The organism is Levilactobacillus tongjiangensis, from assembly GCF_003946345.1.
Taxonomy (GTDB): Bacteria; Bacillota; Bacilli; order Lactobacillales; family Lactobacillaceae; genus Levilactobacillus; species Levilactobacillus tongjiangensis.
In genome coordinates, this window is sequence record NZ_RHNY01000011.1 from 39,294 (window position 1) to 62,630 (window position 23,337).

Annotated in this window: 23 protein-coding genes and 1 pseudogene; 8 read left to right on the forward strand and 16 right to left on the reverse strand. The window is 48.5% G+C overall.

Annotated features, from left to right (window positions below):
* Position 1: 1 nt before the first annotated feature.
* The 5 genes from EKM75_RS07920 to EKM75_RS07940 all read right to left on the reverse strand — a co-directional run bounded on the left by EKM75_RS07920 (position 2) and on the right by EKM75_RS07940 (position 6,010).
* Positions 2 to 1,087: an immunoglobulin-like domain-containing protein gene (locus EKM75_RS07920; protein WP_164508766.1), complete on the reverse strand. Its 1,086-nt coding sequence runs from the start codon at positions 1,085 to 1,087 to the stop codon at positions 2 to 4.
* A gap of 331 nt (positions 1,088 to 1,418) precedes the next feature.
* On the reverse strand, positions 1,419 to 1,706 hold the full coding sequence (locus EKM75_RS07925; RefSeq protein WP_125684873.1) for a type II toxin-antitoxin system RelB/DinJ family antitoxin: 288 nt from the start codon (positions 1,704 to 1,706) through the stop codon (positions 1,419 to 1,421).
* Positions 1,707 to 2,077: 371 nt separating this feature from the next.
* Positions 2,078 to 3,709, reverse strand: coding sequence for an ABC-F family ATP-binding cassette domain-containing protein (locus tag EKM75_RS07930; protein WP_125693543.1), 1,632 nt, complete (start codon positions 3,707 to 3,709; stop codon positions 2,078 to 2,080).
* A 132-nt stretch (positions 3,710 to 3,841) separates the two neighbouring features.
* On the reverse strand, positions 3,842 to 4,702 hold the full coding sequence (locus tag EKM75_RS07935) for an AraC family transcriptional regulator (protein WP_125693545.1): 861 nt from the start codon (positions 4,700 to 4,702) through the stop codon (positions 3,842 to 3,844).
* 975 nt (positions 4,703 to 5,677) lie between these two features.
* Positions 5,678 to 6,010: a nuclear transport factor 2 family protein gene (locus EKM75_RS07940; protein WP_125693547.1), complete on the reverse strand. Its 333-nt coding sequence runs from the start codon at positions 6,008 to 6,010 to the stop codon at positions 5,678 to 5,680.
* Between the two features lie 231 nt (positions 6,011 to 6,241).
* Between EKM75_RS07940 and EKM75_RS07945 the strand changes: the two genes are divergently transcribed.
* Entirely contained in the window at positions 6,242 to 6,442 is a 201-nt protein-coding gene (locus EKM75_RS07945; RefSeq protein WP_125693549.1) for a hypothetical protein, read from the forward strand.
* 129 nt (positions 6,443 to 6,571) lie between these two features.
* On the opposite strand, the gene EKM75_RS07950 is transcribed toward EKM75_RS07945, so the two are convergent.
* The 3 genes from EKM75_RS07950 to EKM75_RS07960 all read right to left on the reverse strand — a co-directional run bounded on the left by EKM75_RS07950 (position 6,572) and on the right by EKM75_RS07960 (position 9,958).
* Positions 6,572 to 7,078 (reverse strand): hypothetical protein, encoded by a 507-nt coding sequence (locus EKM75_RS07950; RefSeq protein ID WP_125693551.1) that lies wholly within the window; start codon positions 7,076 to 7,078, stop codon positions 6,572 to 6,574.
* Between the two features lie 486 nt (positions 7,079 to 7,564).
* Positions 7,565 to 8,767 (reverse strand): MFS transporter, encoded by a 1,203-nt coding sequence (locus EKM75_RS07955; RefSeq protein WP_125693553.1) that lies wholly within the window; start codon positions 8,765 to 8,767, stop codon positions 7,565 to 7,567.
* 315 nt (positions 8,768 to 9,082) lie between these two features.
* A complete protein-coding gene (locus EKM75_RS07960; protein WP_125693555.1) occupies positions 9,083 to 9,958 on the reverse strand; it encodes a LysR family transcriptional regulator in 876 nt (291 codons plus the stop codon).
* Positions 9,959 to 10,086: 128 nt separating this feature from the next.
* On the opposite strand from EKM75_RS07960, the gene EKM75_RS07965 reads away from it, so the two are divergent.
* Both EKM75_RS07965 and EKM75_RS12770 read left to right on the forward strand, forming a co-directional pair.
* Positions 10,087 to 11,100: a YeiH family protein gene (locus EKM75_RS07965; protein ID WP_164508768.1), complete on the forward strand. Its 1,014-nt coding sequence runs from the start codon at positions 10,087 to 10,089 to the stop codon at positions 11,098 to 11,100.
* Positions 11,101 to 11,193: 93 nt separating this feature from the next.
* Positions 11,194 to 11,331 carry a hypothetical protein gene (locus tag EKM75_RS12770; RefSeq protein WP_164506490.1) on the forward strand — a complete coding sequence of 46 codons (138 nt, stop codon included), beginning with the start codon at positions 11,194 to 11,196 and terminating at the stop codon, positions 11,329 to 11,331.
* Between the two features lie 172 nt (positions 11,332 to 11,503).
* Here the strand turns inward: EKM75_RS12770 and EKM75_RS07970 are convergent, their stop codons facing one another.
* The 3 genes from EKM75_RS07970 to EKM75_RS07980 form a co-directional block, all read right to left on the reverse strand.
* The gene (locus EKM75_RS07970; RefSeq protein WP_125693559.1) at positions 11,504 to 11,881 is read right to left on the reverse strand and encodes a MerR family transcriptional regulator; all 378 of its coding nucleotides are present in this window, start codon (positions 11,879 to 11,881) and stop codon (positions 11,504 to 11,506) included.
* Between the two features lie 12 nt (positions 11,882 to 11,893).
* Entirely contained in the window at positions 11,894 to 12,637 is a 744-nt protein-coding gene (locus EKM75_RS07975; RefSeq protein WP_191988805.1) for an SDR family oxidoreductase, read from the reverse strand.
* A gap of 438 nt (positions 12,638 to 13,075) precedes the next feature.
* Complete coding sequence (locus EKM75_RS07980; protein ID WP_125693563.1) at positions 13,076 to 13,672, reverse strand: cadmium resistance transporter; 597 nt, start codon at positions 13,670 to 13,672, stop codon at positions 13,076 to 13,078.
* Positions 13,673 to 13,741: 69 nt separating this feature from the next.
* On the opposite strand from EKM75_RS07980, the gene EKM75_RS07985 reads away from it, so the two are divergent.
* From EKM75_RS07985 to EKM75_RS08005, 5 genes are all read left to right on the forward strand, one after another.
* Complete coding sequence (locus tag EKM75_RS07985; RefSeq protein ID WP_125693565.1) at positions 13,742 to 14,080, forward strand: ArsR/SmtB family transcription factor; 339 nt, start codon at positions 13,742 to 13,744, stop codon at positions 14,078 to 14,080.
* 118 nt (positions 14,081 to 14,198) lie between these two features.
* Complete coding sequence (locus EKM75_RS07990) at positions 14,199 to 15,215, forward strand: LacI family DNA-binding transcriptional regulator (RefSeq protein WP_125693567.1); 1,017 nt, start codon at positions 14,199 to 14,201, stop codon at positions 15,213 to 15,215.
* A gap of 249 nt (positions 15,216 to 15,464) precedes the next feature.
* Positions 15,465 to 16,211: a glutamine amidotransferase gene (locus tag EKM75_RS07995; RefSeq protein WP_125693569.1), complete on the forward strand. Its 747-nt coding sequence runs from the start codon at positions 15,465 to 15,467 to the stop codon at positions 16,209 to 16,211.
* Between the two features lie 43 nt (positions 16,212 to 16,254).
* Entirely contained in the window at positions 16,255 to 17,259 is a 1,005-nt protein-coding gene (locus EKM75_RS08000) for a DMT family transporter (RefSeq protein WP_125693571.1), read from the forward strand.
* 22 nt (positions 17,260 to 17,281) lie between these two features.
* Positions 17,282 to 18,337 carry a linear amide C-N hydrolase gene (locus EKM75_RS08005; RefSeq protein ID WP_125693573.1) on the forward strand — a complete coding sequence of 352 codons (1,056 nt, stop codon included), beginning with the start codon at positions 17,282 to 17,284 and terminating at the stop codon, positions 18,335 to 18,337.
* Positions 18,338 to 18,503: 166 nt separating this feature from the next.
* On the opposite strand, the gene EKM75_RS08010 is transcribed toward EKM75_RS08005, so the two are convergent.
* The 5 genes and pseudogenes from EKM75_RS08010 to EKM75_RS08030 form a co-directional block, all read right to left on the reverse strand.
* Positions 18,504 to 18,758 (reverse strand): Txe/YoeB family addiction module toxin, encoded by a 255-nt coding sequence (locus EKM75_RS08010; RefSeq protein WP_191988806.1) that lies wholly within the window; start codon positions 18,756 to 18,758, stop codon positions 18,504 to 18,506.
* Between the two features lie 7 nt (positions 18,759 to 18,765).
* On the reverse strand, positions 18,766 to 19,044 hold the full coding sequence (locus tag EKM75_RS08015) for a type II toxin-antitoxin system Phd/YefM family antitoxin (protein WP_125693577.1): 279 nt from the start codon (positions 19,042 to 19,044) through the stop codon (positions 18,766 to 18,768).
* Positions 19,045 to 19,756: 712 nt separating this feature from the next.
* Entirely contained in the window at positions 19,757 to 21,292 is a 1,536-nt protein-coding gene (locus tag EKM75_RS08020) for a multicopper oxidase family protein (protein WP_125693579.1), read from the reverse strand.
* A 426-nt stretch (positions 21,293 to 21,718) separates the two neighbouring features.
* Positions 21,719 to 21,853 (reverse strand): annotated as a pseudogene (locus EKM75_RS08025) (HAD-IC family P-type ATPase); the annotation flags it as partial.
* A gap of 79 nt (positions 21,854 to 21,932) precedes the next feature.
* A complete protein-coding gene (locus EKM75_RS08030) occupies positions 21,933 to 23,288 on the reverse strand; it encodes a collagen binding domain-containing protein (RefSeq protein ID WP_225426683.1) in 1,356 nt (451 codons plus the stop codon).
* Between the last annotated feature and the right edge of the window lie 49 nt (positions 23,289 to 23,337).

Below are 23,337 nucleotides of genomic sequence, written 5' to 3' on the forward strand. Positions count from 1 at the left end.
TTTAATACCCCACTATATCACTAACGTAATGGTGTTCTGCTCCCGTTACATCCTTGGTTTGGACAATAACGTGCTGCGGTGCAGAAATATCCGTTGCAAATAAATCGTAACCATCCAGATACAACGTGGTGACATTGTTGCCGCCACCGATGCTGTCCTGATGACCGTTGCTATACATAAAGTACCGTTGGTTGGCGACCCAGAGTCCCTGCAATTTCTGCTCGGGGCTCTGCTTAAACCGCAACACAGCTTCGCCATTCTTCTCACTTAAAGTGGCAAGTTGGTCCGTACTGCTCATAGAAAGTTGTTTTCCACTATTCACCAACAATGGGACCCGCAAGGTCTTGCCGTTGAACGTTGCCGTAATCAAGGTCATTCCATCAGCGATTGGCGTCACGTTGCCTCGCTGATTGACTGTGGCAACCGCTGAATTTGTACTGCCCCAGACTACGGGATGGCTGACTGTTGTATCATCATCGTAATAAACTTCCACATCCGCCTTCTGTCCCGGTTTCACGATTTGGTATTCACCCTTGTTGTCGTCAAACCACGAGGTCGCCAGAGCGTCCAAGGACAGCTTGCGTACTTTCACCGACCGCTTCACGTTGAAGCGATAGCCAGCCGTATCTGTGACGTGGTAAGTCACCGTGTATTTACCGGGAACTTTGGTATTCACGTGACTAGTAGCCGTTACCTGAACCTTATCCGGTCGGGTAACCCGGAGTTGCTTGCCCGCTAGTGGTTTAAAAACCGTGTCTTGCTGGACTGATCGCCGTTTAAACGTTAACTGGGGCCGTTGAACCTTAGTCGTAGCGTTAGCCCGAATGTAGCCTAAATTTTGGTGATGATTCGTTAATCGATAATATGTATACCCCTTGCTGCGTACCCGTTTCGTCACCCAGAGGATCTGCTTACTGTAAGTTTTGCCACGATGCTTAACTGCCGTCGACCGAGGACTCTTTAGTAAGTTCACGCGGGTGTTACGAATGACCACCGGTTTTTCCGTGGCGGCTTGGGCCGGGTAACTAACCCCCATGCCCATGAACCCAATAACCACTGCTAACCAGAATTTGACGCCCTTATTCATGTGGGACTCCTTCCAAAACAATCTTTCAACCACTAAACCGGTCATTAATTATGATAGTTGAATATTGCCCGTTTGACAATCTCAGATTCTTACTTATTGAAAGAAAAACCAGACTAGCTGATAATTGGTCACGCTCAGCGACCCAGTATCACCATTGACTCAACTGAACGACTACCATGCCAATACTTTCTAGTTAACTGCCAATTAAAAATCCCATAATCAATTTCAGTCTGCTGCTAGCATACTAAAAAGGCTATGACATCAGTCACAGCCCGTTGAATCACTATTTAATCAGTGCATTTTGCAAATAAATTTAGTCAATTCGCTAGCCCTACTGATTATCGTTCAAGTCCTGCCAGAGTTCCTCGACCGAAGCAAAGGTCTGAGTCTCGCCCATCTTCGCCTCTCGTTCAACTTCTTGACGCAACGCTTGCTTAGAGAGCTCAACGTCAAACGGCAAGGAACCGTCTGCCACGGATTGCTGTAGAAATAAATTGATGGCCGTGGTCAAACTCATGTCGTACTGTGCATATACTTTAGTTGCTTGTTCTTTTAGGCCGGCAACTAACGCCACATCAAGGTGTTCCGGTTGATTGATGTTCAGTTCTGAATGATTCATGCTCGTCACTCCTTCATAAAAGTCTACCTAACCTCACCTGCAAGCCAACTTTAGCATGGCCTTATAGGGTCAGACAACCGTTATCGTTTTAGGGTCGTCAGCCATTAAGATATTCAATTATTTGTCGGCAAATCGGCAATGCGGGTCATCTTTCTAGGTACCAAATCGCCATCCACCTGCAGCTGTCAGAGATTCCGCCTGCTGTGGGGAACGCCTGCGACCTGAAAAACGGTCCTTCTGCTCGGTTTGAAGCTTGGGAAAACCACCAGTCTCCTAACACGTCCCACGTTGACCACAAAAAGACGTCTGTCCCCCGTCCAGTCAGCCCTGAGGCTACCGTCGTGGTGTCAGACGTCTATGCATATTAAAGCTTATTTTTCATCGTAAAGTGCAGCGACTTGTTCCTGAACTTGTTTGTGATTCAAGAATTCGTCATAAGTGGTATCTGCCCGGTCAACGATGCCCTTAGGACTTACTTCGATGATCCGGTTTGCAATCGTTTGGATGAACTCGTGGTCATGGGATGTGTAGATGATACTGCCCGTAAACGAAACCAGGCTGTCGTTCAATGACGTAATGGATTCCAAGTCTAAATGGTTCGTTGGGTCGTCCAGTAACAGGACGTTGGCCTTACTTAACATCATCTTGGAAAGCATGGCCCGGACCTTTTCGCCCCCGGACATCACGTCGACTTCCCGGTTCACGTCATCCCCAGAGAAAAGCATCTTCCCTAAGAAGCCGCGCAAGAAGGTGTTGTCGCTCTCTTCCTTGGAAGCAAATTGCCGTAACCAGTCAATGACAGATAGCTGGTTTTCAGCAAAGTAATCGTTGACGTTCTTGGGGAGGTAGGTCGTGCTGGTCGTTTGGCCCCACACAACGTTCCCACTATCTGGTTCCATTTCACCAGCGATGATCTGCATCAACGTCGTGGTGGTCAAGTCATTTCGGCTAATGAACGCCGTCTTCTCGCCTGGCCGTAACGTGAAGCTCACGTCGTCCAAAATCGTCACGCCATCAATCGCCTTAGAAACGTGTTCCACCCGCAGGAGGTCGTTACCAAGTTCCCGTTCCGGGCTGAACTTGATGAAGGGGTACTTCCGTGAAGAAGGCTTGATGTCGTCCAAGGTAATCTTTTCCAACTGCTTCTTCCGGGAAGTGGCCTGCTTTGACTTGGAGGCGTTGGCACTGAACCGCGCCACGAAGTCTTGTAATTGCTTGATTTGATCAGCCTTCTTGGCGTTGGCGTTTGCCTTCAGTTGGGCGGCTAACTCACTAGATTCCATCCAGAAGTCGTAGTTCCCAACAAACAGCGTAATTTTCCCAAAGTCCACGTCACACATGTTTGTGCAGACCTGGTTCAAGAAATGCCGGTCATGGGAAACGACAATGACGGTATTTTCGTAATCTGCCAGGAAGTTTTCCAGCCAACTAATGGATTGGACATCCAACCCGTTGGTAGGTTCGTCCAAGAGTAAAACGTCGGGATGACCAAACAAAGCTTGGCCCAATAGAACTTTCACCTTTTGCGATTCAGTCAATTCACTCATCAAGACTTGGTGCAAAGACTCGTCGATTCCCAGCGCTTGTAACATTTGAGAAGCTTCAGATTCGGCTTCCCAACCACCCATTTCACCGAATTCGCCTTCCAGTTCAGCCGCACGGAGTCCGTCGGCGTCACTGAAATCAGGCTTCATGTAGATGGCGTTCTTTTCAGTCATGATATCGTAAAGCTTTTGGTGGCCCCGAATGACCGTGTCCATTACCTTTTCATCTTCAAAGGCAAAGTGATCTTGGTTCAAACTGGACATCCGCTCGTTGGGACCCATGGAGACGTTCCCGGTTGTGGGCTTCAACTTGCCTTCGATGATCTTCAGGAAAGTGGATTTCCCAGCGCCGTTAGCGCCAATGACCCCATAACAATTCCCCGGGGTGAACTTAAGATTAACATCGTCGTAGAGCTTCCGGTCGGAGAACTGCATACTGACATTATTGACGGTTAACATGAACGATACCTCCTGTGATTTGTGCGTAAAAAACCAACGCGTCTGATTAACGGCAACGTTGGTTTCAACTTATATTCGTTATGACATGTTAGGGTAGTTTACCATAAAACTAAGCGACAAGCAACGCCTACGCTACGTCCAGGTCTGTTGGGCGGCGTAACGTTCCCGGTAAGACTTCGGGGTCATCTGGAAACGCTGCTTAAACGTCACAAAGAAGTTTTTCTCCGTTCGGAACCCTGTCTTGAGGGCAATACTTTGGATGGACTCCTGGGACGTCATCAACAGCTGTGTCGCTCGTTCCAAGCGAATTTGCCCGAGATAGGCCTTGGGTGAGATTCCCATGTATTCTTTAAAATACCGGGAAAAATAAACGCTAGAGTAATTGAGCCGCTCCGCTAACTCAGCAATCGACACCGCCTGGCTGTACTTTTCCTGAATCTCCGTAACGGCCTGTCGTAGCGGTTGTGGCAGTGGTAGCTGGTCACTATTAACCTGCCCATTAACAGTTAGTCTTTTTAACAACTGACCCACCAATTGATATTCCGCACCTAAGCTCGCTAGATAGTCCGCTTGGTCAGCAGGTTCTTCGCCGCCACTCGCAGCCAACGTGCGGACGGACCGGCCGAGTTCTTGATACGCTTCCTGGCTCAAATCTAAGTCTAGTGGTCCCCAAATTGGTAACTGTTCGTTGCCGACCACGTTGCGTAGCCAGGCTGCCGGTAACAGCAGCGTCATGACCTGGTTATCTTCGTCCAAAAAAGTTTCATAACTGTGGACCACTTCTGAATTAATCACGTAGAGGTGCCCTGGTTGCATCTCGTAAGCTGAGGCCCCAATGTGGACGGTTCCTGGTTGACCTTTGTAGGCAAAGGCCAATTCAACTGCTTGATGCCAATGTGGTAAGACTAGCTTCAGACCAACAGTTCCGTGTGAAATCACCCGTAACGGCAACGCCATTTTAAAGTTCAAACGCTCATGATAAGGCCGTGGCATGACAGGTCCCCCATTTCTGTTCGCGGCAAGTAGAAAACGGTTTCATTTCAACGCCTATTAAATAGACCAATTTCTTTCATCTAGCATACCACGTCTACTCGCTAGATGGTTAAATTTAGTAATTTAATCATCATATTACGGGATTATGCAATTATTCAATCCCCGGTACAATGAACTTGCAACATGCGGTGAGGGACTAAAATGTTTCCCACCAGCCAGGTTGCCCGTAGTCTGCAAAGACCGCAAACGCTCGCTACTTGGTCTTGGGGGGTCAAGCACGAGCGCATTCTTAAATAGCGTGGGCCGTAACCAGGCTATTTAACCAATTGAAACAGACCGCACTGATCAGGCGTTGGGGGACGACTGATCAACTGAAACTTTCCAACGATTTCATGCGACCGGCGGTGCTTGCTTGGGGGAGCATTCACTGTTGGCTTCTTCTGGAGAATGATATGGCCATTGGGGGCTACTGGGGGACTAAAAAGGGGTTGCGGCACTTTTGCCGCAACCCCTTTTTCATTAGCTTAGTCGTTCAAAACCTTAAAATGCCGTCCTCCGGCCGTCAGGGAGGGGGCTGCTGTGGGGACCGGATCGAGCCAAAGTGCGGTCTCGCTCCTCGACTTGAAACCACGCCCAACCCGCGCGTTTCCAAGCTCGTCCCGTGCTGTAAGCTCGCAGGACCCGAGCTAACACCACCGCCACAGCAGCCCCCCCTCCCTGACAGCCTCCGGCTACGTTAGTTGTCACCCGCAACATCGTTATAATTGCGACCAAACTGACCGCAACGTTGGTCTCAGTTTCACCCTCATTATTCATTGGTAATCATGCTTACTAACCTATATCAATTTACCTAGCTAAACAGCAAATATCGCTAATCACCCTGCCGCCAGCTAACTAAGGAGGTCCTGAAACTAATTTTATCAGTCCGCTCAAATGTAGCTACCGGACGCCCGAGACGGTGGCGGAAGTGAAACACTAGTCTGGTAAAATTTCTACGCTGGCTAATAAATCATTTTTGATGGTCATCCGAAATGGACTAACCCCGTTGAAACCCTTTCCAGTCAAGCTCAGATGGACCGTCCAGGTCTTTGCATCATCCTGCGTAAAGTCCTGTAAAGCAAACTGGGATTCCTTACCAATATTGTCGGTCTGATTCCATTTAGCAATCTCAGCCGGGCCACGGTAAACATTGCCCCAATCATCCAAAAAAGCATCTGGTGCAAACTGGGCGACAAATTGCTCAGAATCAGCATCATTAGTTGCAGTAATGAAATTCGTAATTGCGGTTGGTAAAGTTAAGTCATCCATAGTTGGTTCTCCTTTAAGTATGGGAGCATTATTCATTCAGCCCCTGAAGTGTCTTTAGTATGCAAGAATTCGTCTTCATTATCAAGCAAATTGGCTCTCTAATTTGCATCTGGCAACGACTCACATTACTGGTACCAGCGAGTCTCCACTGTCCGAATGACGTGCCGCAAAACTACTGCTTACAATGAACCTGGCCAGGGCGTAATCTTTCCGTAAAGGGGAATGATAATCATGGATGAAATTGTCTATTTTGAATACTCTGCAGGGGCGCAAGCAATCGATCCAAACATTTATGAATATAAGATGGATGGGAAAAAGATTTTAAAAATCGATTATCCAGATAGTAACGCCTTCATCGCCATTCATAAAAAGAACGATGAAACGGAGTACGTGAAAGCTAGCTATATGAAGTTTAAAACGCAGAAACACTAATTAACACGGGCGTAGATAAATCCAGATGGATGATGTCTATCGCCTTTTTAATTTTGTTGTCCCCTTCTTATGTATTAAGAAAAGCCTTACCAGGTCATCCCGGTAAGACTTAACGACTCAACACTCTCTTTAATTACCATAGTACTCGTAGGCTTTCAGATGCTTAGATTGCTGCTTCGTCTTGTAGGCGAAGGTAGCAAATGTATTTCGCTCACCATATTCCTTAAGCACTTTGATTTTCTTGCCATGGTAGGTCTTGGTGATAATCTTTTCATGAAATTTAATCTCATTAAATGCACTTAACTTAGGCTTCTTGCCTTCTGGCCAAAAAGAATAGTAAATATTATTATTAGATGTTTTGAATCCATAGAGCCAAGAATCAGTCCCCTTTTTTCGACTAATTTTGTGTAACTTGAAAACTGAGGTAGTACCTGGATCGTAATCAGTCCACTTCTTAGTGGTGATTTTCGTTCTCGTACCGTCTTCCTTGTTATACCAAGTTCCCCGGAAATTTTTCGGAAAACTAGTCATTGCTGTCAGCTTGGCCGCGGAAGCCGTATCAGTTGGTAACGTCACTGCAACGCCACCAAAAGTAGCTGCCGCCAGTGTCGTCAATAGAATATTTTTGATTTTCATTGCTTAACTAACCCCTAACTCAAATTATGTATTGTTGGGTAGCTGGCTTCGTACTCACCCACCACCCAAACACCATTATACAAAGTTAGGGTGACACAATTTGTCATTAACAGAAATCGAAAGCGAACTATTAAAATTTCTGGATACAGTAAAGGCCCGGCATGCCGGGCCTTTACTGTACGTTTTAATTTTCATCGTTAATTATCTATTTTTAACCGACTACCAGTTATCTCTGAAACAACCACCTAACTAATCGCTGCGGGTTTTCGCAACAGTAGCCGCAGGACGCCAGGGCTGGCGCCCGCAGTGAAAGTGGCGTTAGTTCGGTGCTTTTTCCGAGCTTACGCCACGGGACGAGCTTGGAAACACGCGCTCCAGGCGTGGTTTCAAGTCGAGGAGCGAGACCGCCCTTCGGCTCGCTCCGGTCCCCACAGCGGGCACCAGCCCTGGCGGCCGGAGGCGGCCATTCCAGCACCGACCACAACACTAGTTTGAAGACGGTTGTTTCTGCTGCATACTCTCGGGACGTTTCAGAAGAAAGGCCATCAGATAAGAGATCACCAGGAACACCGAAACAACCAAGTAAGGGTAGTGGGAGTTCATATCCAACAACATCCCCGACATAATAGGCCCAACAATGTTCCCCACACTAGTCAATGACATGTTCAAACCATTGATCAGACCTTGGTTGGATTCGCTAGCCTTAGTCAGCAAGGTGGTGATCGCTGGCCGGAGTAAATCAAAGGCGGAGAAGACGATCAACGTGGCAATCATAACCTCCAATTTGGAATGGGCTTGCGTGATCCAAATCACACAGACTGCGCCCAGGAAGAAACACACTCGGATAACTCGCCGCTCGCCCCATTTGCTAACTAGGGTATCGAACATCGCTACCTGCAGGAACAGGGAAATCAACCCGTTCAGCGTCAACACCAACGCAATGTTGCTCAAGCTAAAGTGGAAGACCTCGTTGACGTAAATACTGTAGATACTTTCGAACCCTTGTAACCCAAATGAGGATACCAAAATCATGGTAAACAGAATAATGATGGGTACCGTCCAGAACGCCCGACTCATTGGATGCGCCGTTGGCTGCGTTGCTGCCTCAGAGGTATCCGCTGCCGCCCGCGTTTCAGCATCGCTAGGCAATAAACTAATCAACACGATTGCACTGATCAAGCCTAAGCCCCCGGCCGCCCAGAAAGGCGTCTTGTAGCTGATACCCGCCAAGATACCACCGATTCCGGGTCCCAGAATCAAGCCCCCACTAAATGCAGCCGACAGCCAACCAATCACCCGTGCCCGTTGCCGTTTCGTGGTAATATCTGCAGCTAAGGCCATGGCAGTTGGCACCACCATTGCGGCCGACAGCCCACCGATTACCCGCGAAACGTTGAAGACCCACAACTGGTTGGTCAGCGCAAACAGAACTTCGGACACCATGAATAGGAACAACCCAGTCGTCAAGACTGGCTTCCGACCAATCTTATCGGACAACCGCCCAATCAGGGGTGAGGCCACGAACTGGGCAAAGGCAAACAGGGAACTCATGATGCCCATGTCCGTTGCGGTCAGATGCAACTGTGTCTTCAGGAATGGCATCACTGGAATCACCAAACTAATCCCCAAACACACTAAAAATTCACTAAATACTAAAATAAAAATGGCACGCTTCGTTTTCTTGGTCACGGCGGCTCACCCCTTCTCTCGTTTTTTTCGACAATATTATCATAATAACAATAACCTATATAAATTGTCTAATCAAACGCTCATTTTCACAGAGAAATTTTAGGATTAGTTAAACTGTATAGGGGACCCAGATAAAATTTTAGTTGCTATCAAAATACTACGTAAGCCGAGAGGTCACCAGATATGGCTTCAAGTTGCGTCCGTACCATTCCAGCCCATATCTGGCAATTCACACTAAGCTGATTAACATGCATGCCACTATCATTGTCATAACAAGCTTGTCTGGCACTCGAAAATTTTCAACCTTTAATGACTCTATTTTAACCAAGCAGCCCAGTCCTGATATAACTGCGCATACGGGCTTTCACGCTGGTAGACTAAATCCAGATCATGCTGCAGCTGGCTAGCCGTTAATGGAAGTACTTTAAGCCGACCAGCGGCCAAATCTTCGGCTACCACCGAGCGATACACAAAGCTCACGCCGGCTCCCCGCAGGAGTAACTGGCGGATGGCAGCTGGATTATTCACCGTGATCAGCTGATTGAACTCAGTCAGGGCCACGTTCGCTGCCTGCGCCAGGTTCACCAAGATTTCGCGGCTCCCCGACCCGGTCTCCCGCACCAATAACGGCGTGGTCGTTAGGTCCGCCCAGTCGATGGTCGCTTGCTGCGCGAGCGGATGATTGCTGGCCACCACGCCCACAAACGGTTCCTGCCGAACGACCCGAAAATCATACCGGGTCTTATCAAAGTTTCCTTCAATTAAGGCAAAGTCACTGGCACCACTATCCAATGCGGCCAGCGCGTTCTGGGTATTCGTCACCTGACAACTAATTTTTTGATACTGCTTGCTGGCCTGTAAGTGCTGAATCAGTTGTGGCGCCAAGAATTCACTGAGCGAAAGCGTGGTACTAAAGGTCACCTGACGCTGTAATTGGGGGTGCTGCAAGGTGGCCACCAGCTTATCGGTTTGCACCTGAACTCGCTGGATAAAGTCAGCCAGTTCTTGTCCCGCCGGTGTGATGGTCAGATGTGGACGCTGATAATGCACCAGCACCAGCTCCAGTTCCGCCTCGAGACTTTTAATCTGTTGCGTAACGGCTGGTTGGGTAACGTACAATTGCCGCGCTGTTTGGGTGTACGACTTGGTATGCGCCAGCACCAGAAATGTTTGGTACCGAGTATCGAGCATAGTTAGCCTCCTTGATAAGCTGTATTTATATCATTATTAAATATGACAATTTTAACTTATAACAGTTTTCCAGTAAACTGAGAATAGTCATTTTAGAGGAGGAAATTAACTTGGATATTCGAACGACAATGGTCACCCGGAGTTTCTGGGGAGCAGCGGCACTGACACTGATTTGTGCCGTCGCTGGGAGCGAATTGGCTCAGGTGCCTTACCTGAACCTGGTCGGCGCTTTGGTCATCGCCCTGTTATTGGGTATGGCCTGCCAGTTGGCCCCCCGCGCCATCAACGCGAATCGAACCGGCATTGGCTTTATCAGCAATAAATTTTTACGATTAGGTATTATTCTCTTAGGATTCAAATTAAACCTGATTCAGCTCGCACAAGCGGGGGTGAAAACCATCACCCTGGCCACCGTCGTGGTCACTGGTATGGTGTTGCTCACTTACAACCTCAGCCGGAAGCTCGGCGTCGACCGCGAGTTAGCCATCTTGACGGCCACCGGGACCAGCATCTGTGGGGCCGCCGCCGTCATGGGTGTTTCTCCCCAGATTAAGGTCAGTCCGGACAAAGCGGAACGTCAACGGGAAAACGAAGTCCTGGCAGTTGCCATCGTCGCCATCTTGGGAACGGTCTTTACGCTGATTGAAATTGGTTTGAAACCCCTACTCCACCTGACGGCCGTTCAATTTGGAGTCATGACCGGTGGGTCGCTCCATGAAATTGCCCACGCCGTCGCAGCTGGTAGTGCGGGTGGTCCGGTCAGTTTAGACACCGCCATTATCACCAAGCTTTCCCGAGTACTATTGCTAGCGCCAGCGGCATTGATCATCGGCTGGTGGTACCAAAAACAAACCACGACAACAGCTAGTGAAACTAGCCACACGAAGTTACCCATTCCCTGGTTCATGGCCGGCTTCCTGCTGACCAGTATCATCGGAACCTGGTTGCCATTAGGCACTGTGGCCTTAGCTGCCCTGGTCAAGCTGGCTTACATCTTCCTAGGGATGGCCATGGCCGCCCTTGGGATGAGTGTTAACTTCCGCGTGATTTTCCAGCGCGGGGGGAATGCCTTCCTGGCCGCAACCCTTTCTTCAGTTGTTTTACTAACTGGCGTCACAATTGCCAGTAAACTATTCTTTTAATCCGCTTAACTGTAGCTACCTAAAACCAACCATGTTATACTGCATGTGCATGGGAGAGCGCCTAATTACTACGTTCTAAGGAGCGAAACTCAGATGAAAAATATTAAGAGCTGGCTGATTGTTTTAGCTGTGGCGTTGGTTGGTGCCATCGGGTTATTAGCCTACACCGCCTATCAACAGGCCCAAGAGTCAACGGTCCCCGTGGAAAATACCACGTCCAATCAGGATTAATTCGGTAATATAAATAGCGTAGAAGTCGACATGCGGCGGCTTCTACGCTATTTTTTGTTGTTTTTGAATTGGTAATTGCAGCCATCTCCGGTTACGTTGCATCGTAGTCGGGTAAATTTGTTATTACTGACTTAATTAACCAGCAATGTCTCAGGTCAATCTGATGACATATCTACTGTGATAATTTCCCATGATAACCCTCAACGCGTTCTTCATAATGTTCCGTCTTATTCTTGATCAAATCATAGGTGTGCTGAATTTCTTGTAACCGCTGCGCAATTACTTCTAATTGTTCGCATAACAAATCCTTGCGAGCCTGAAGTGTGGCATCTCCTTGTTTAAACAACGTGATATACTCAATCAAATATTCGATGCTAACACCAGCTTCGCGCATGCATTTAGCAAAAACAATCCAATCAAGGTCTTCGTCATCATAGTCACGATACCCCATCTCATTACGGGTTACGGGCGGAATAGCCCCTTCACGTTCCCAATAACGTAACGTATCGGCCGGAACATTAAATTTAGTAGAAACTTCTTTAATTTTCATAATATCTCAAGTTTACCATGGCTGGTCGGTTGGGCCTACTGTGAACTCACTAACGTTCGTATCATCTGGTTGGTCAATCGCAAACGCAATCACACTAGCCACTCGATCCGGGCTGATTTGATATTCATCGTAAAGTGCCTTAGCACCCTTAAGCGTTGCCTGATCAGTGGTCGTCGACAATAGCTCAGTTTTAATCGCCGCTGGATAAATAGTAGCCGTCCGAATATGACTATTTTCTTGTGCAGATTCCATCCGTAAAACTTCCATTAGGTCACGAACAGCCCACTTGGTCGCACCGTAAACTGCCCCTCCTGGGTAAGCTTTAAGCCCAGCAACCGAGGACGTTGCAATCACATGCCCAGACTTTTGGGCCTTAAAAGTTGGCAGAACTGCCGATATCCCGTTGAGCACCCCTTTGATGTTGACATCGATCATGCTGTTCCACTCGTTCGTCTTTAATTCCGACAACGGAGAGTTAGGCATCAACCCGGCATTCAGGAAGATAACGTCAAGACCACCAAATTTATCCTTGGCAAACTGAACGATTCGCTGGTTGGATTCAGCATCAGTGACATCGATTGTTTCGTACGCAACGGTCCCACCTGCCGCTGTAATTTCATCAGCCAATTTCCGGAGTTTATCTTCACGACGGGCACCTAAGACCAATTTGGCACCTTTACTAGCGAGGAGCTTAGCAGTTGCAGCACCGATACCTGAGGAGGCGCCGGTAATCAAAACAACTTTATCTTTAATCATCATTAAAAACTTCCCTTCAAAATTCGATAATCAAAGCATAGACCTTTGAGTCGACTCCAAGGCAAGCCTTAAGTTCTAAAAAATTTCAGTAAGCCTATCAAAATGGAATTGCTAACTACCAAATTAGACTATCATATTCCATTAGATTGGCCTCCACCGCCGACTAGTTACAAAGTCATGCTTATGAAAGGGATGTGGCACCACTCATCAAAATTTTGTGATGTAGCCGGCGGTTTCCAGGGGTGGTGCCAGCTGTGTCGATGGTGTTAGTTAGGCTGGACGATTGCTTCTCCCGGCCTTACAGCATGGGATGGCTGGAAAATTCGCGGGTCGTGCGGAGTTTCCAGTCGAGCCGGAGGACCGCTTCACAGGCCCGCAGGCGGTCCCCACGGCAGGCGCCGCCCCTGGAAACCACCAGCGGCACACCCCCCTCAAGTTCTACAAGAAATGAGCAAAAGTCCCGTTGTCCCACAGGATGTACAGCCCAATCAGAATGTACACCGCAATGGTCAGGTAACGTCCCTGCTTCTCCAACACGGTCGCTACCTTAGGCAGACAAGCCAGTCGGTACCCAATCTCCCAAAACAGCACGACCATCACCGCAAACGTCAGCAAAATCAACGGGATAGCGGCCGGTTCAACGGTCGTAAATAGTGGGACGTAAATGCCCACGTTATCCGCTCCACAAGTGGCCATGGTAATCACCGCCACACTCATGATCAGGCTCTGAGGATTCGTCACCCGATTGGCAATTTCCGCCGTGTCGTCGTCATCCCCCTGGAACCACAATTTTAGTCCGAGATAGATTGGAATTAATCCCAATAACCCTAGCAGCCACGGTGCGGGCACGAATCCCAATACCAGTGCTAAAATGAGCGAACTTCCCACCAATACGATGGTCCCCACGAAGTCCCCCACCAGCACCAACCACCTGTCTTGGTGCTTTACGCGGCTGAAGATTACCATTAGAATAATTAAGTAATCGAGTCCGGTTGAAATATAGGCCGTGACCCCCGTTAAAATTGTTTTTACCATAACCCCATCTCCTATGTATGTTATTTATAACATATGTTAACATGGACATATGAAAGGAGCAAGCTTTATATGGCTGACTCACCTAAACCTGTCAAAAAAATTGCCCAACCCATTTTAGAAGCTTCACAGGATATCTTTAAACTCCTCAGTAATACCACCCGCCTTCAACTACTCTATCTGCTCGAGCAACGCGAACTCAACGTTAGTCAGCTCAGCGAACAGCTACAGGTCGAACAATCTGTCATTTCACACCAGTTGGCCCTACTCAAGAAAGAACAACTGGTGACCGTCCGCCGGGCTGGTAAGCAAAATTTTTACCAACTAGATGATCCGCACATTCTGGACATCGTCAACGAAACATTGGCCCACGTCGACCACGTTTTACGGGGCAAAACACACGGTCATTAATACGAGTAAAACCGATTACCGGAAATCCCGCTGCGAATGCAGTATACTTTCCTTACACACTAAACCAGTTGTCGGCCAAGTTCTTAGGCCGACTAATTAGAAAGATGGGTGAACTAAGATGCCTACTATGAAGGAAATTGCCAAGCGGGCCAACGTTTCGGTCGCAGCGGTTTCGGTCGTTTTGAATAATAAAAAATCACGAATCTCCAAGGCTAAAAAAGCTGAAATCAAGCAGATTGCCAAAGACCTGAACTATCATCCCAACATCGCTGCGGTCACGCTCAGCAAGAATATCAGTCTGACCATTGGTTTAATCGTGCCAGACATCACGAACCCCTTCTTTGCAACGCTCACTCGGCTGATTGAGCAGCAACTGGGCGCTCAGGGCTACTCGACCCTATTCGTTGATAGTAACAATTCTTTTGCTGCTGAAAGCGATGCCGTGCAAAATATGGTCTCACGAGGGGTCGACGGCATTATTCTCGTCCCTTCTAACGAGTTCTTCTTAAGCAAAAAGAAGGAACGAAAAGCACTGATTGAAAAGGGCGACAAACCCATCGTCTTACTGAACGCGTACACTGATCTCAAGGTCAGCTACGTCAATTTCGACAACGTCCAGGGCGCCTACCTGGCCACCCAGGAACTGATCAATTACGGCCACACTCACATTGCCTTCATTCGTGGAAAAGCCAACTTCGTCAACGCTGCTGAACGGCTCGCAGGCTACCGCCAAGCCCTCAAGGACAACCGCATCGCCTTCAATAACGACCTGGTTTTCGAAGGGGATTATACCCTGGACTCCGGTGCGAAGCTGGCGCCCAAGATCCTCGAGGACCCGGCAACGACCGCCATCCTAAGTGCCAACGACCTCATGCTATTCGGGGTCATCAAGTGGGCTAAGCAGAACTTCGTTGATATCTTCAGCCGGGTCTCCATGGTGGGCTTCGACAACGATCCTTACGGTGAAATCATTGAGGTGCCCCTGACCACGGTCGACCAGCAACCCCTGGAGATGGTTAACGAAACCATCGACCTCCTCCTAGAAATGTTAACAACTGGTGAGAAAGTCGTGCAGCACCTCATCGTTAAACCAAAATTAATTAAGCGGAGTTCCATTCACAAGATTGAAAACTAGAAAGCTTATGTTTAGTGACTGGACACCACGAATTGTCGGATTAATGATTAAATATTAACAATTGCTTTCACTTATCAAAATGATAAAGCGTTTAATCATGAACCTTTCTCACCTTTTGTCGCGCTAATATTCTTGACTTGAACCTTTAGCGTGCTGTATGATGGCCATAAATAAAAGCGCTTACAGAAGAGCGCTTTTAATTTTAATCAGTTGGTTAAGCGCTTAACCCAACTAAGGAGGACCTTTATTATGGCAAAAGTTTTACTGGCTGGTGAATCTTGGATCTCGACGACCACCGAGTATAAAGGATACGATTCCTTCACCAGTACGAAACTCGAAATTGGTTGTGACGACCTGTTACAAGCACTACGTGGACTTGGTCACAACGTCACCCACTTACGGGCGCACGATGTACCGGAGCACTTTCCCTGGACGCTAGCCGACCTCAACCAATACGACGTCATCATTCTTTCTGACATTGGGAGCAATTCCTTCACCCTCTCGAACGGTGTTTTCGCTGGGGGGAACCCGTCCGTCAATCGCTTAGAACTCTTGAAACAGTGGGTCGAAGCCGGCGGATCGTTAATGATGGCGGGGGGCTACCTCTCATTTGGTGGTTTCGAGGGCAAGGCTCACTATCACAACACCCCTATCGAAGATATCTTACCGGTCACCGTGGCCCCTTACGACGACCGCGTGGAAGCGCCCCAGGGAGTTACCCCACAAACCACTCAAGCCAATCCCATCAGCGATGGGCTCGGCGAATTCCCAGTTATTTTGGGCTATCAGGACGTGACGCCTAAGGTTGCCAGCCAGGTCCTCATGACCGTGGCCGACAAGCCGCTCCTGGTAACCGCCACAGCTGGTAAAGGCCGGACGTTGGCCTACAACACTGACATCGCGCCACACTGGGCTTCCCAAGAATTCATGGCTTGGTCCCACTACGGCGAGTTCTTCTCTCGCTGCATCCAGTGGCTGGCCGGGGACCTGGCTTAATTTATCCGTATGGTTACCAGAATCTTAGAAATGGGGAAATAAAATGAATGAACAACATTCTTCAAACGACAAGCTAAATACCGCTGAAAAAACCGTTGTTGTGCCATTATTATTAATTGCTACCATTCTAGCCGGCATGCTGTCACCCATGCAATCTGCCGTGAACGGCCAAGTCGGCAAGCTTTTGAAAGATGGCAACGCCTCTGCCGTCGTCTCCTTTGGATCAGGACTGGTCGTTATGGCCGTCATCATCTTAGCCCGCCGCTCAACCCGGCAACAGTTCGCGTCCATCCCACGTAAAATTGCCGCTCGCAAGATTCCCTGGTGGAACTGGGTAGCCGGCTGTTGTGGGGCCATGGTCGTCTTCTCCGAAGGGGCCTCCGCTTCTGTACTGGGCGTGGCTACCTTCCAAACAACTTTAATTTCTGGCATGGTGATTTCCGGATTACTCTGTGACCGCTTAGGCATTGGGGTGCCCGAGAAACAGATGTTTAACTTCCCCCGGATTTTAGGTGCCTTACTCGCCATCCTAGCGACCGTCCTCGTTGTATTGCCTAGCTGGCAAGCCCCTAAGGTCGTTGCCTTAGCCGTCCTACCATTCTTAGCTGGTCTATTAGCAGGTTGGCAACCAGCCGGTAACTCCGCTGTAGCTCAGGAAACTGGATCCATGCTGGTATCCATCACCTGGAACTTTATTGTCGGTTTCACCATCTTAGGCGCTGCCCTCTTGATCCGGGTCATGATGGGTCAAGTAACCTTCACCCTGCCAACCGCTTGGTGGATGTACCTCGGCGGGCCCCTTGGCTTACTGTCGATTGCCTTGATGGCGCTGTTAGTTCGTGGCTTGGGCCTGTTGTTACTGGGACTCGCCTCCACTGCTGGACAGCTGATTGGGTCCGTCCTGATCGACTGGATGATTCCCGCTCTGGGCGCACAGGTCTACACGGTCACCGTCCTTGGTGCCGTGGTTGCCCTGATTGGTGCTGGTATTGCTATGATGCCTTCCGCTAAGAAAAAGGTCGCCGTCAACGACCTCGAGACCCACTGATCACACAGAAAGGAGCTTCCTTATGGCCTGTACAGGCATTGAATTAATTAGCAAGCAGGGGCATCCCTTCTGGGGTCGCACCCAAGATTTTGAACAACACTTTGAATACTCTGGCGTGAAGATTCCCAAAGGCTATGAATTTCAAGAAGCCTTTACCCCGTTCAAAAGTGAACGCAACGTCATGGGTATCGTCTGGGCCAATGACATTCACAAATCACCGGTTCTTCTCGACGGGATCAACGAATACGGCATCTGTGGCGGTTCATTTTACTTTGACCATTTCTACCGCTACGTGCCGACTGCCGAGATCACTGCCAGCGGCAAGACTGCAATTCGTGGCGAGGAACTCTGCACCTGGATTCTGACCCATTACCGTAGTCTGGATGACATCAAAAACAACCTTGGCCAAGACATTGGTATCACTAATGAACCGGGCCCGATGATGGGCATGTCTGTCCCACAACACTGCGTCTTTCACGACGAAACGGGTCGGTCTATCGTGGTCGAACCGTCAGTCGAAAATGGCTTCCACATTTACGAAAATAAGCTCGGTGTCTTCACCAATGCACCTACCTTTGACTGGCATCTAAGTAACTTGAAGACCTGGCTAGAACGAACTACTGACCGTCACTACCACTTCACCGTTGATGAACCCATTGACCAGATCAAGCTGGACGAACCAACTAGTGGCCTGGTAGGCATACCCGCCGACTACAAACCCGAATCACGGTTTCTCCGGGCTGCCTTCTCCAAGCTCCTCTCCATAGACGTTGATGACGATGAGGCCCTCAACCAGATTTTCCAGCTGCTAACCACAGTGAATACGCCCAAGGGTTCCCTGCGGATTCCACAACCAGATGAAACACTGGTCGCCTGGACGCAGTACACCGCTGGCTACGATATTCAGCAGAAGATTCTGTACGCCTTCACCTACGACAACCGAGATCTGCGGTCACTGAACTATGGTGATCCCAGCGATTGGGGCAGTGACATCCGCTACTTTAGCTTCATCTCCAAGCAAACTGCCCGCCCATTTACTGAGAAGAATTCCTGGGCAGCTGGGGAGAATACGATTTAGAACTGTGTCATACTTTACGTAAAAATTGAATTTCATCACTCAGAGGATAGCTAGCTCCTGGAAAATATTTAGGGTCTAGGCTATCTTTTTTAGTTGAGTTCGCCGTCATTATTGATTTCAGGAATCTAAACTCAATAAAAAAAGAACTGCAATAATTAGCAGTTCCTTAGTAGTGGAAACGACACTGAATAATTGTCAGACTGTTTGGCATGACCTGGTAAACTAAACGATTAACCTTATCAACACGACGTGACCAAGCGTTTTTATCTTGATACTTCAGTGGTTCAGGTTTCCCGATTCCCGTAAATGGGTGCCGCTGCGTATCTTTAATTAGTGAATTCAATCGCTTTAGTGTCTTTCGATCATTCATTTGCCAATACAGATAGTCCTCCCAAGCAATGTTCGTGAATAAAATGTTCAGCGGTGTATTATTCATGTGACAGCCGATTCCATTCCTCAGGAGTTAACGCCTTAACTTGACCTGTTTCCGCTTGCTTAAAAGATTTTTGCAGTGCTAACTGATTGGCTTCACTACTAAACAAATAAAGTGTTTCTTTCCAAGAATTAAATTCAGACTCGCTCATAACTACCACATTCTTATTCTTAGGCTTAGTGATAATAACCTGATCATCATATTCTGCCACATCATCCGTGATTTTTTTAAGATTATTGCGTGCATCAGTAATATTCGTTGCACTAATTGCCATACTCCCATTCCCTTCCCCCAGTTAGTAGCTGTAGTTTAGCAAATTTTAGCTAAACTGTACAGAATTTTGTACGTTATTTTTAGTTTTTCTCAATAAAAAATGATAACTAGTAACGGCCAGTTATCATTTCATCAACTTAATAGATTCGTTCGTTGTTTTCTAGTTTTGAATTTAGATTGTTTATCCCTGTCCTGGCTACCTCTGAAACGTGCTCCGCCAGACAGGTTCCTGCGCTTAGTATGAATCTTGCTTAAAGACTGGATTTGTTCTCGCCTGTTTATCCCGGTCCTGGCTGCCTCTGAAACGTGCTCCGCCAGACAGGTTCCTGCGCTTAGTATGAATCTTGCTTAAAGACTGGATTTGTTCTCGCCTGTTTATCCCGGTCCTGGCTGCCTCTGAAACGTGCTCCGCCAGACAGGTTCCTGCGCTTAGTATGAATCTTGCTTAAAGACTGGATTTGTTCTCGCCTGTTTATCCCGGTCCTGGCTGCCTCTGAAACGTGCTCCGCCAGACAGGTTCCTGCGCTTAGTATGAATCTTGCTTAAAGACTGGATTTGTTCTCGCCTGTTTATCCCGGTCCTGGCTGCTTTTGAAACGTGCTCCGTGAGGCAGACCCCTGCGCTTAGTACAAAACTTGGCCTTGTCCGGCTGCACCGAACAAGGCCAAGTTTCACACTAATGCTCAGGGTCTAAGCGCCTCACTCCGCACTCTTTACATCTTCATTCCCATCTTCTCATAGGAACTCATACCAGCCAGGTGCAGGTCCTTAACGTCAATCCCTCGCTCCTCAGCGACCGCGTTCATTAGCGTGTCCATATCCATCAGCTTATACGTCTGTGGATGTTGCGGATCGTACGCTTCAATTTGAGCCATCATTCCGCCATCTTCATGTTCAATAATGTGACAGTGATACATGAAGACACCAGGCTTGTCGAACCAAACCTTTAACCGGACCGTTTCACCAGGGTTCACACCGACCGTATCCTTGAAGCCGTGCTCGTTGGCGTACGGTTCATGGCCGTTGCGTGAGACCACTAGGAATTGGGTGCCGTGCATGTGGAATGGGTGAACCATGCCGCCTTCCATGTCATTGGTGTTGGTAACGTCCCATAACTCAACGTTGCCCACCTTCTGCTTGGCATCGATCCGTTGCATTTCAAATTTCTTACCGTCGATCATAACTTGTTCATCCATCCCAGACATCACGACCTTCCGAATTGGCGTGTCTGGCGTCACTTCTGGGTCTGGAATATCAACCAGGTGGTCTGGCAATTTAGCCGTGTCCGTCGCAAAGTCGTGGACTCTGAACCGAACCAACGGCACATCGTCACTGTACAACGTGACCGTCTTACCAGGTGTAACCTTGCCGAAGTCCACAATAATTTCGGTCCGTTCGGCACAGGTCAACATCAGGTGTGTAAATTCAACTGGTTCTGGCATAACCCCACCGTCGGAAGCAATCTGCGTGAATGGCAGGTCATCGTCAAAGTGTAGGCGCCACTCACGTCGGTTAGCGCCATCCAAGATGCGGAGGCGAACTCGTTGCGTGGTGACATCAAAGTAGGGATTGATGGTGCCATTGATCATTGGTGTAGGTCCCTGAACCCCGTCCGGATCGTAATCAGCGTTGTAATCCCACTGATTGTCTTCGTGGAAACGCCGGTCTTGGAGAACCAACGGAATGTCATCCACCCCGTAGTTCCGTGGAAATGGCAATTTGGCCTCAACGTCGTCGGTAACCAGCGCCAAGCCCGCTAAACCATGCCAAACCTGTTCGGCAGTTGATGGGCACGGATGCGCGTGGAGCCACAGCGTTGCGGCCGGTTGATCGACCTTGAAATCAATGTTGCGCGTCTTACCAGGATAAACGGGGGCGTGACAGCCACCGTCAGTATACGGTCCTGGGACGTTCAAGCCGTGCCAGTGGAACGTGGTCAGTTCTGGCAAACTATTTTTCAAATCAATGTGCATGGTCTTGCCCTTAGCAAACACAACGGTTTGGCCAAGTAGCGACCCATTATACCCCCAGGTCTTCGTCTTCTTACCTGGCAATAATTGGGTCTCCCCGGCCTGAGCCTCGACCGTGTAATATGTATCCGTCGCCGTCTCTTTATCGGGTTTCAGCAGTGGTGGAATCCGTAACGGTTGTTGCGGCGTTTTCGGTTCTGCCAGCGGTACGTACCCACCATCGTGCGTATTGTAAGCCGCCTCATCAAAGAAATAATCGGTGTAAATTGATTTTGTCATCTTGAAGGCTCCCCTACGAGTTATTTAGAACACTTACAAAGTAATCATACCGCATTCTTTCGAACGAGTAATAATAATCCGTTTGTGAAATTGTCCGGTAAACCATGAAGCGCTTGGAGACTGGCGATTTTTCCAGGCTTCAAACCGAGCCGAAGGACCGCTTTTCAGGCCGTAAGCGTTCCCCATAGCAGGCGAATCTCCGACCGTCTTCGGTAACTGGTGAAACTAATTTCAAGTCTATAATATCCTACTGTCCTTGGCTTGATAACGGTTTCTGAACTTTCAACCGTTAGCTAGTGAGTATATCAGCAAAACCAACTGGAAGCAGAAAAGGACTGAAACAAAAGTCTCAGTCCCCTCAAATATATTATCTATTTAAGTGTCTCCGTAGCAATTTTCTCTCTCTGAACACTGTCGCGAACCAAGCTACCGATCCGTCCGCGCCCGCAAGGCGTAGAGTCTCGTCACGGTGTCGACCACTTCTTGGAAAACGGCCCCAATGATGGCGGAAATCACCCCAAAACTGGCAATCAGCATCAACGCGGTACAGACAAAAAAGCCAGGACCTAAGCCCTGACCTTATCGTTTTATGCAGTTCAACAATCTCATCCAGCTAGGAGGGGACCACACAAAATTTAACCTAGAAGTGACGACGCACTACTGCGCTCACACCCAACGTGGCCGCAGCTAAAGCGACACCCAAAACACTTACTGGGGTTGCATTGGCTTCACGCGTCTGAGGCAACTTGGTGTTCCCTGCAGCGACGGTGTGACCACCGTTTTCGGTAACCGTGGCCTTGGCTGGTTGATGCTTCAGATGCTTCAGATGCTTCAGACTAGCAGCTTTAGCGGCAGCTGCCTTTTTAGCAGCGGCTTTCTTGGCTTCGGCTTCTGCGGCTTCCTTCTTAGCAGCTTCGTCCTTTTCTTCCTGTTCACGTTCTTCTTGTTCTTTGTCGCTTTCAGTGCCTTCATCGACATCGATTGTCCCGGTGTTGTCGTCTTCCTCTTCCTCATCGGTTTCGTTCGTGTTCGTGTCACCACCACCAGAACCGCTGTTACCGTTAGAGGAGGAAACTTTCCCATTAGCTTCTTCAGAATTTTTGCCACCAGAGGTCCCACCGCCCCAACTCATCACGGCGTTGTTCCGGAACTTATAACCAGAATCAATCAGGGAAGGATCAGTGACCTTGGTGTAATAGTCAATGACCACGAGGTTGTTGACCGTGTCGGTAAATGACAGGTCAAACCCGTTGTCGTTATATGTAACGTTGTAGTCGTCGCCTTCAGTCATGGCTGACTTTTCACGCTTGTAACTCGTGGTGCTCGTCCAAGTCCCATTGCTGACGGTCACGCCATGAATCAGATCTTGGTAATCACCAATTGTGTCGGTGACGTCCAGGTTCTTCATTTCGAGTTCTTGACGGTTAACCAAGATTGTCCATTTGATGGTGCCATCATCTTGTAAGACACCCTTCTTGGACAAGTTGGCTTCATCTGACACGATGTTGATTTGTGACGTGCTGCTGCCCTTATCTTTCAGTTGGAACGTCACGTCCTTTTCACCCGTATCTTCGTACCGATACTTGGTGGCTAGGTTCAACGTTAATTTATCATTAGTCTTGCCCTCCAAGGCATCATTCATAGTAATGACGACCCCGGTGTCGGAGACCACGGCGTTCCCAATGACGGTACCATCCGTGTCGTAGACCTTGAATTCATCCCCCGGCGTTTTCCCTTTCAGATTCTCAGGAAAATCCAACGTGATGGTATCCCCACTGTGAATCGGGGTGTTTCCAAAGTTCAAGTTGTACTGAATATCAATCGTATCTTTATGTTTGAAGTCCGGACCATTCGTCACACTTGCTGACGTGGTGAAGTCCGCACCGTTATAATTAGTGGCCGCTTTGGCCGGTATTGCCATCTGGCTGACAACTAATACCAAGACCATACCTAATAGTCCGATTATCAGTCGCCATACTTTACTATTTTTAATCAAAAAAATCCCCTCCCGAAACTTTTACATAGACAAAGTATACGCGCCTAGG

Bases quoted from the DNA above. Each gene is read 5' to 3' on its own strand.
- EKM75_RS07920 (WP_164508766.1), bottom strand. From the start codon at position 1,087: ATGAATAAGGGCGTCAAATTCTGGTTAGCAGTGGTTATTGGGTTCATG.
- EKM75_RS07925 (WP_125684873.1), bottom strand. From the start codon at position 1,706: ATGAATCATTCAGAACTGAACATCAATCAACCGGAACACCTTGATGTG.
- EKM75_RS07930 (WP_125693543.1), bottom strand. From the start codon at position 3,709: ATGTTAACCGTCAATAATGTCAGTATGCAGTTCTCCGACCGGAAGCTC.
- EKM75_RS07935 (WP_125693545.1), bottom strand. From the start codon at position 4,702: ATGCCACGGCCTTATCATGAGCGTTTGAACTTTAAAATGGCGTTGCCG.
- EKM75_RS07940 (WP_125693547.1), bottom strand. From the start codon at position 6,010: ATGGATGACTTAACTTTACCAACCGCAATTACGAATTTCATTACTGCA.
- EKM75_RS07945 (WP_125693549.1), top strand. From the start codon at position 6,242: ATGGATGAAATTGTCTATTTTGAATACTCTGCAGGGGCGCAAGCAATC.
- EKM75_RS07950 (WP_125693551.1), bottom strand. From the start codon at position 7,078: ATGAAAATCAAAAATATTCTATTGACGACACTGGCGGCAGCTACTTTT.
- EKM75_RS07960 (WP_125693555.1), bottom strand. From the start codon at position 9,958: ATGCTCGATACTCGGTACCAAACATTTCTGGTGCTGGCGCATACCAAG.
- EKM75_RS07965 (WP_164508768.1), top strand. From the start codon at position 10,087: ATGGTCACCCGGAGTTTCTGGGGAGCAGCGGCACTGACACTGATTTGT.
- EKM75_RS12770 (WP_164506490.1), top strand. From the start codon at position 11,194: ATGAAAAATATTAAGAGCTGGCTGATTGTTTTAGCTGTGGCGTTGGTT.
- EKM75_RS07970 (WP_125693559.1), bottom strand. From the start codon at position 11,881: ATGAAAATTAAAGAAGTTTCTACTAAATTTAATGTTCCGGCCGATACG.
- EKM75_RS07975 (WP_191988805.1), bottom strand. From the start codon at position 12,637: ATGATTAAAGATAAAGTTGTTTTGATTACCGGCGCCTCCTCAGGTATC.
- EKM75_RS07980 (WP_125693563.1), bottom strand. From the start codon at position 13,672: ATGGTAAAAACAATTTTAACGGGGGTCACGGCCTATATTTCAACCGGA.
- EKM75_RS07985 (WP_125693565.1), top strand. From the start codon at position 13,742: ATGGCTGACTCACCTAAACCTGTCAAAAAAATTGCCCAACCCATTTTA.
- EKM75_RS07990 (WP_125693567.1), top strand. From the start codon at position 14,199: ATGCCTACTATGAAGGAAATTGCCAAGCGGGCCAACGTTTCGGTCGCA.
- EKM75_RS07995 (WP_125693569.1), top strand. From the start codon at position 15,465: ATGGCAAAAGTTTTACTGGCTGGTGAATCTTGGATCTCGACGACCACC.
- EKM75_RS08000 (WP_125693571.1), top strand. From the start codon at position 16,255: ATGAATGAACAACATTCTTCAAACGACAAGCTAAATACCGCTGAAAAA.
- EKM75_RS08005 (WP_125693573.1), top strand. From the start codon at position 17,282: ATGGCCTGTACAGGCATTGAATTAATTAGCAAGCAGGGGCATCCCTTC.
- EKM75_RS08015 (WP_125693577.1), bottom strand. From the start codon at position 19,044: ATGGCAATTAGTGCAACGAATATTACTGATGCACGCAATAATCTTAAA.
- EKM75_RS08020 (WP_125693579.1), bottom strand. From the start codon at position 21,292: ATGACAAAATCAATTTACACCGATTATTTCTTTGATGAGGCGGCTTAC.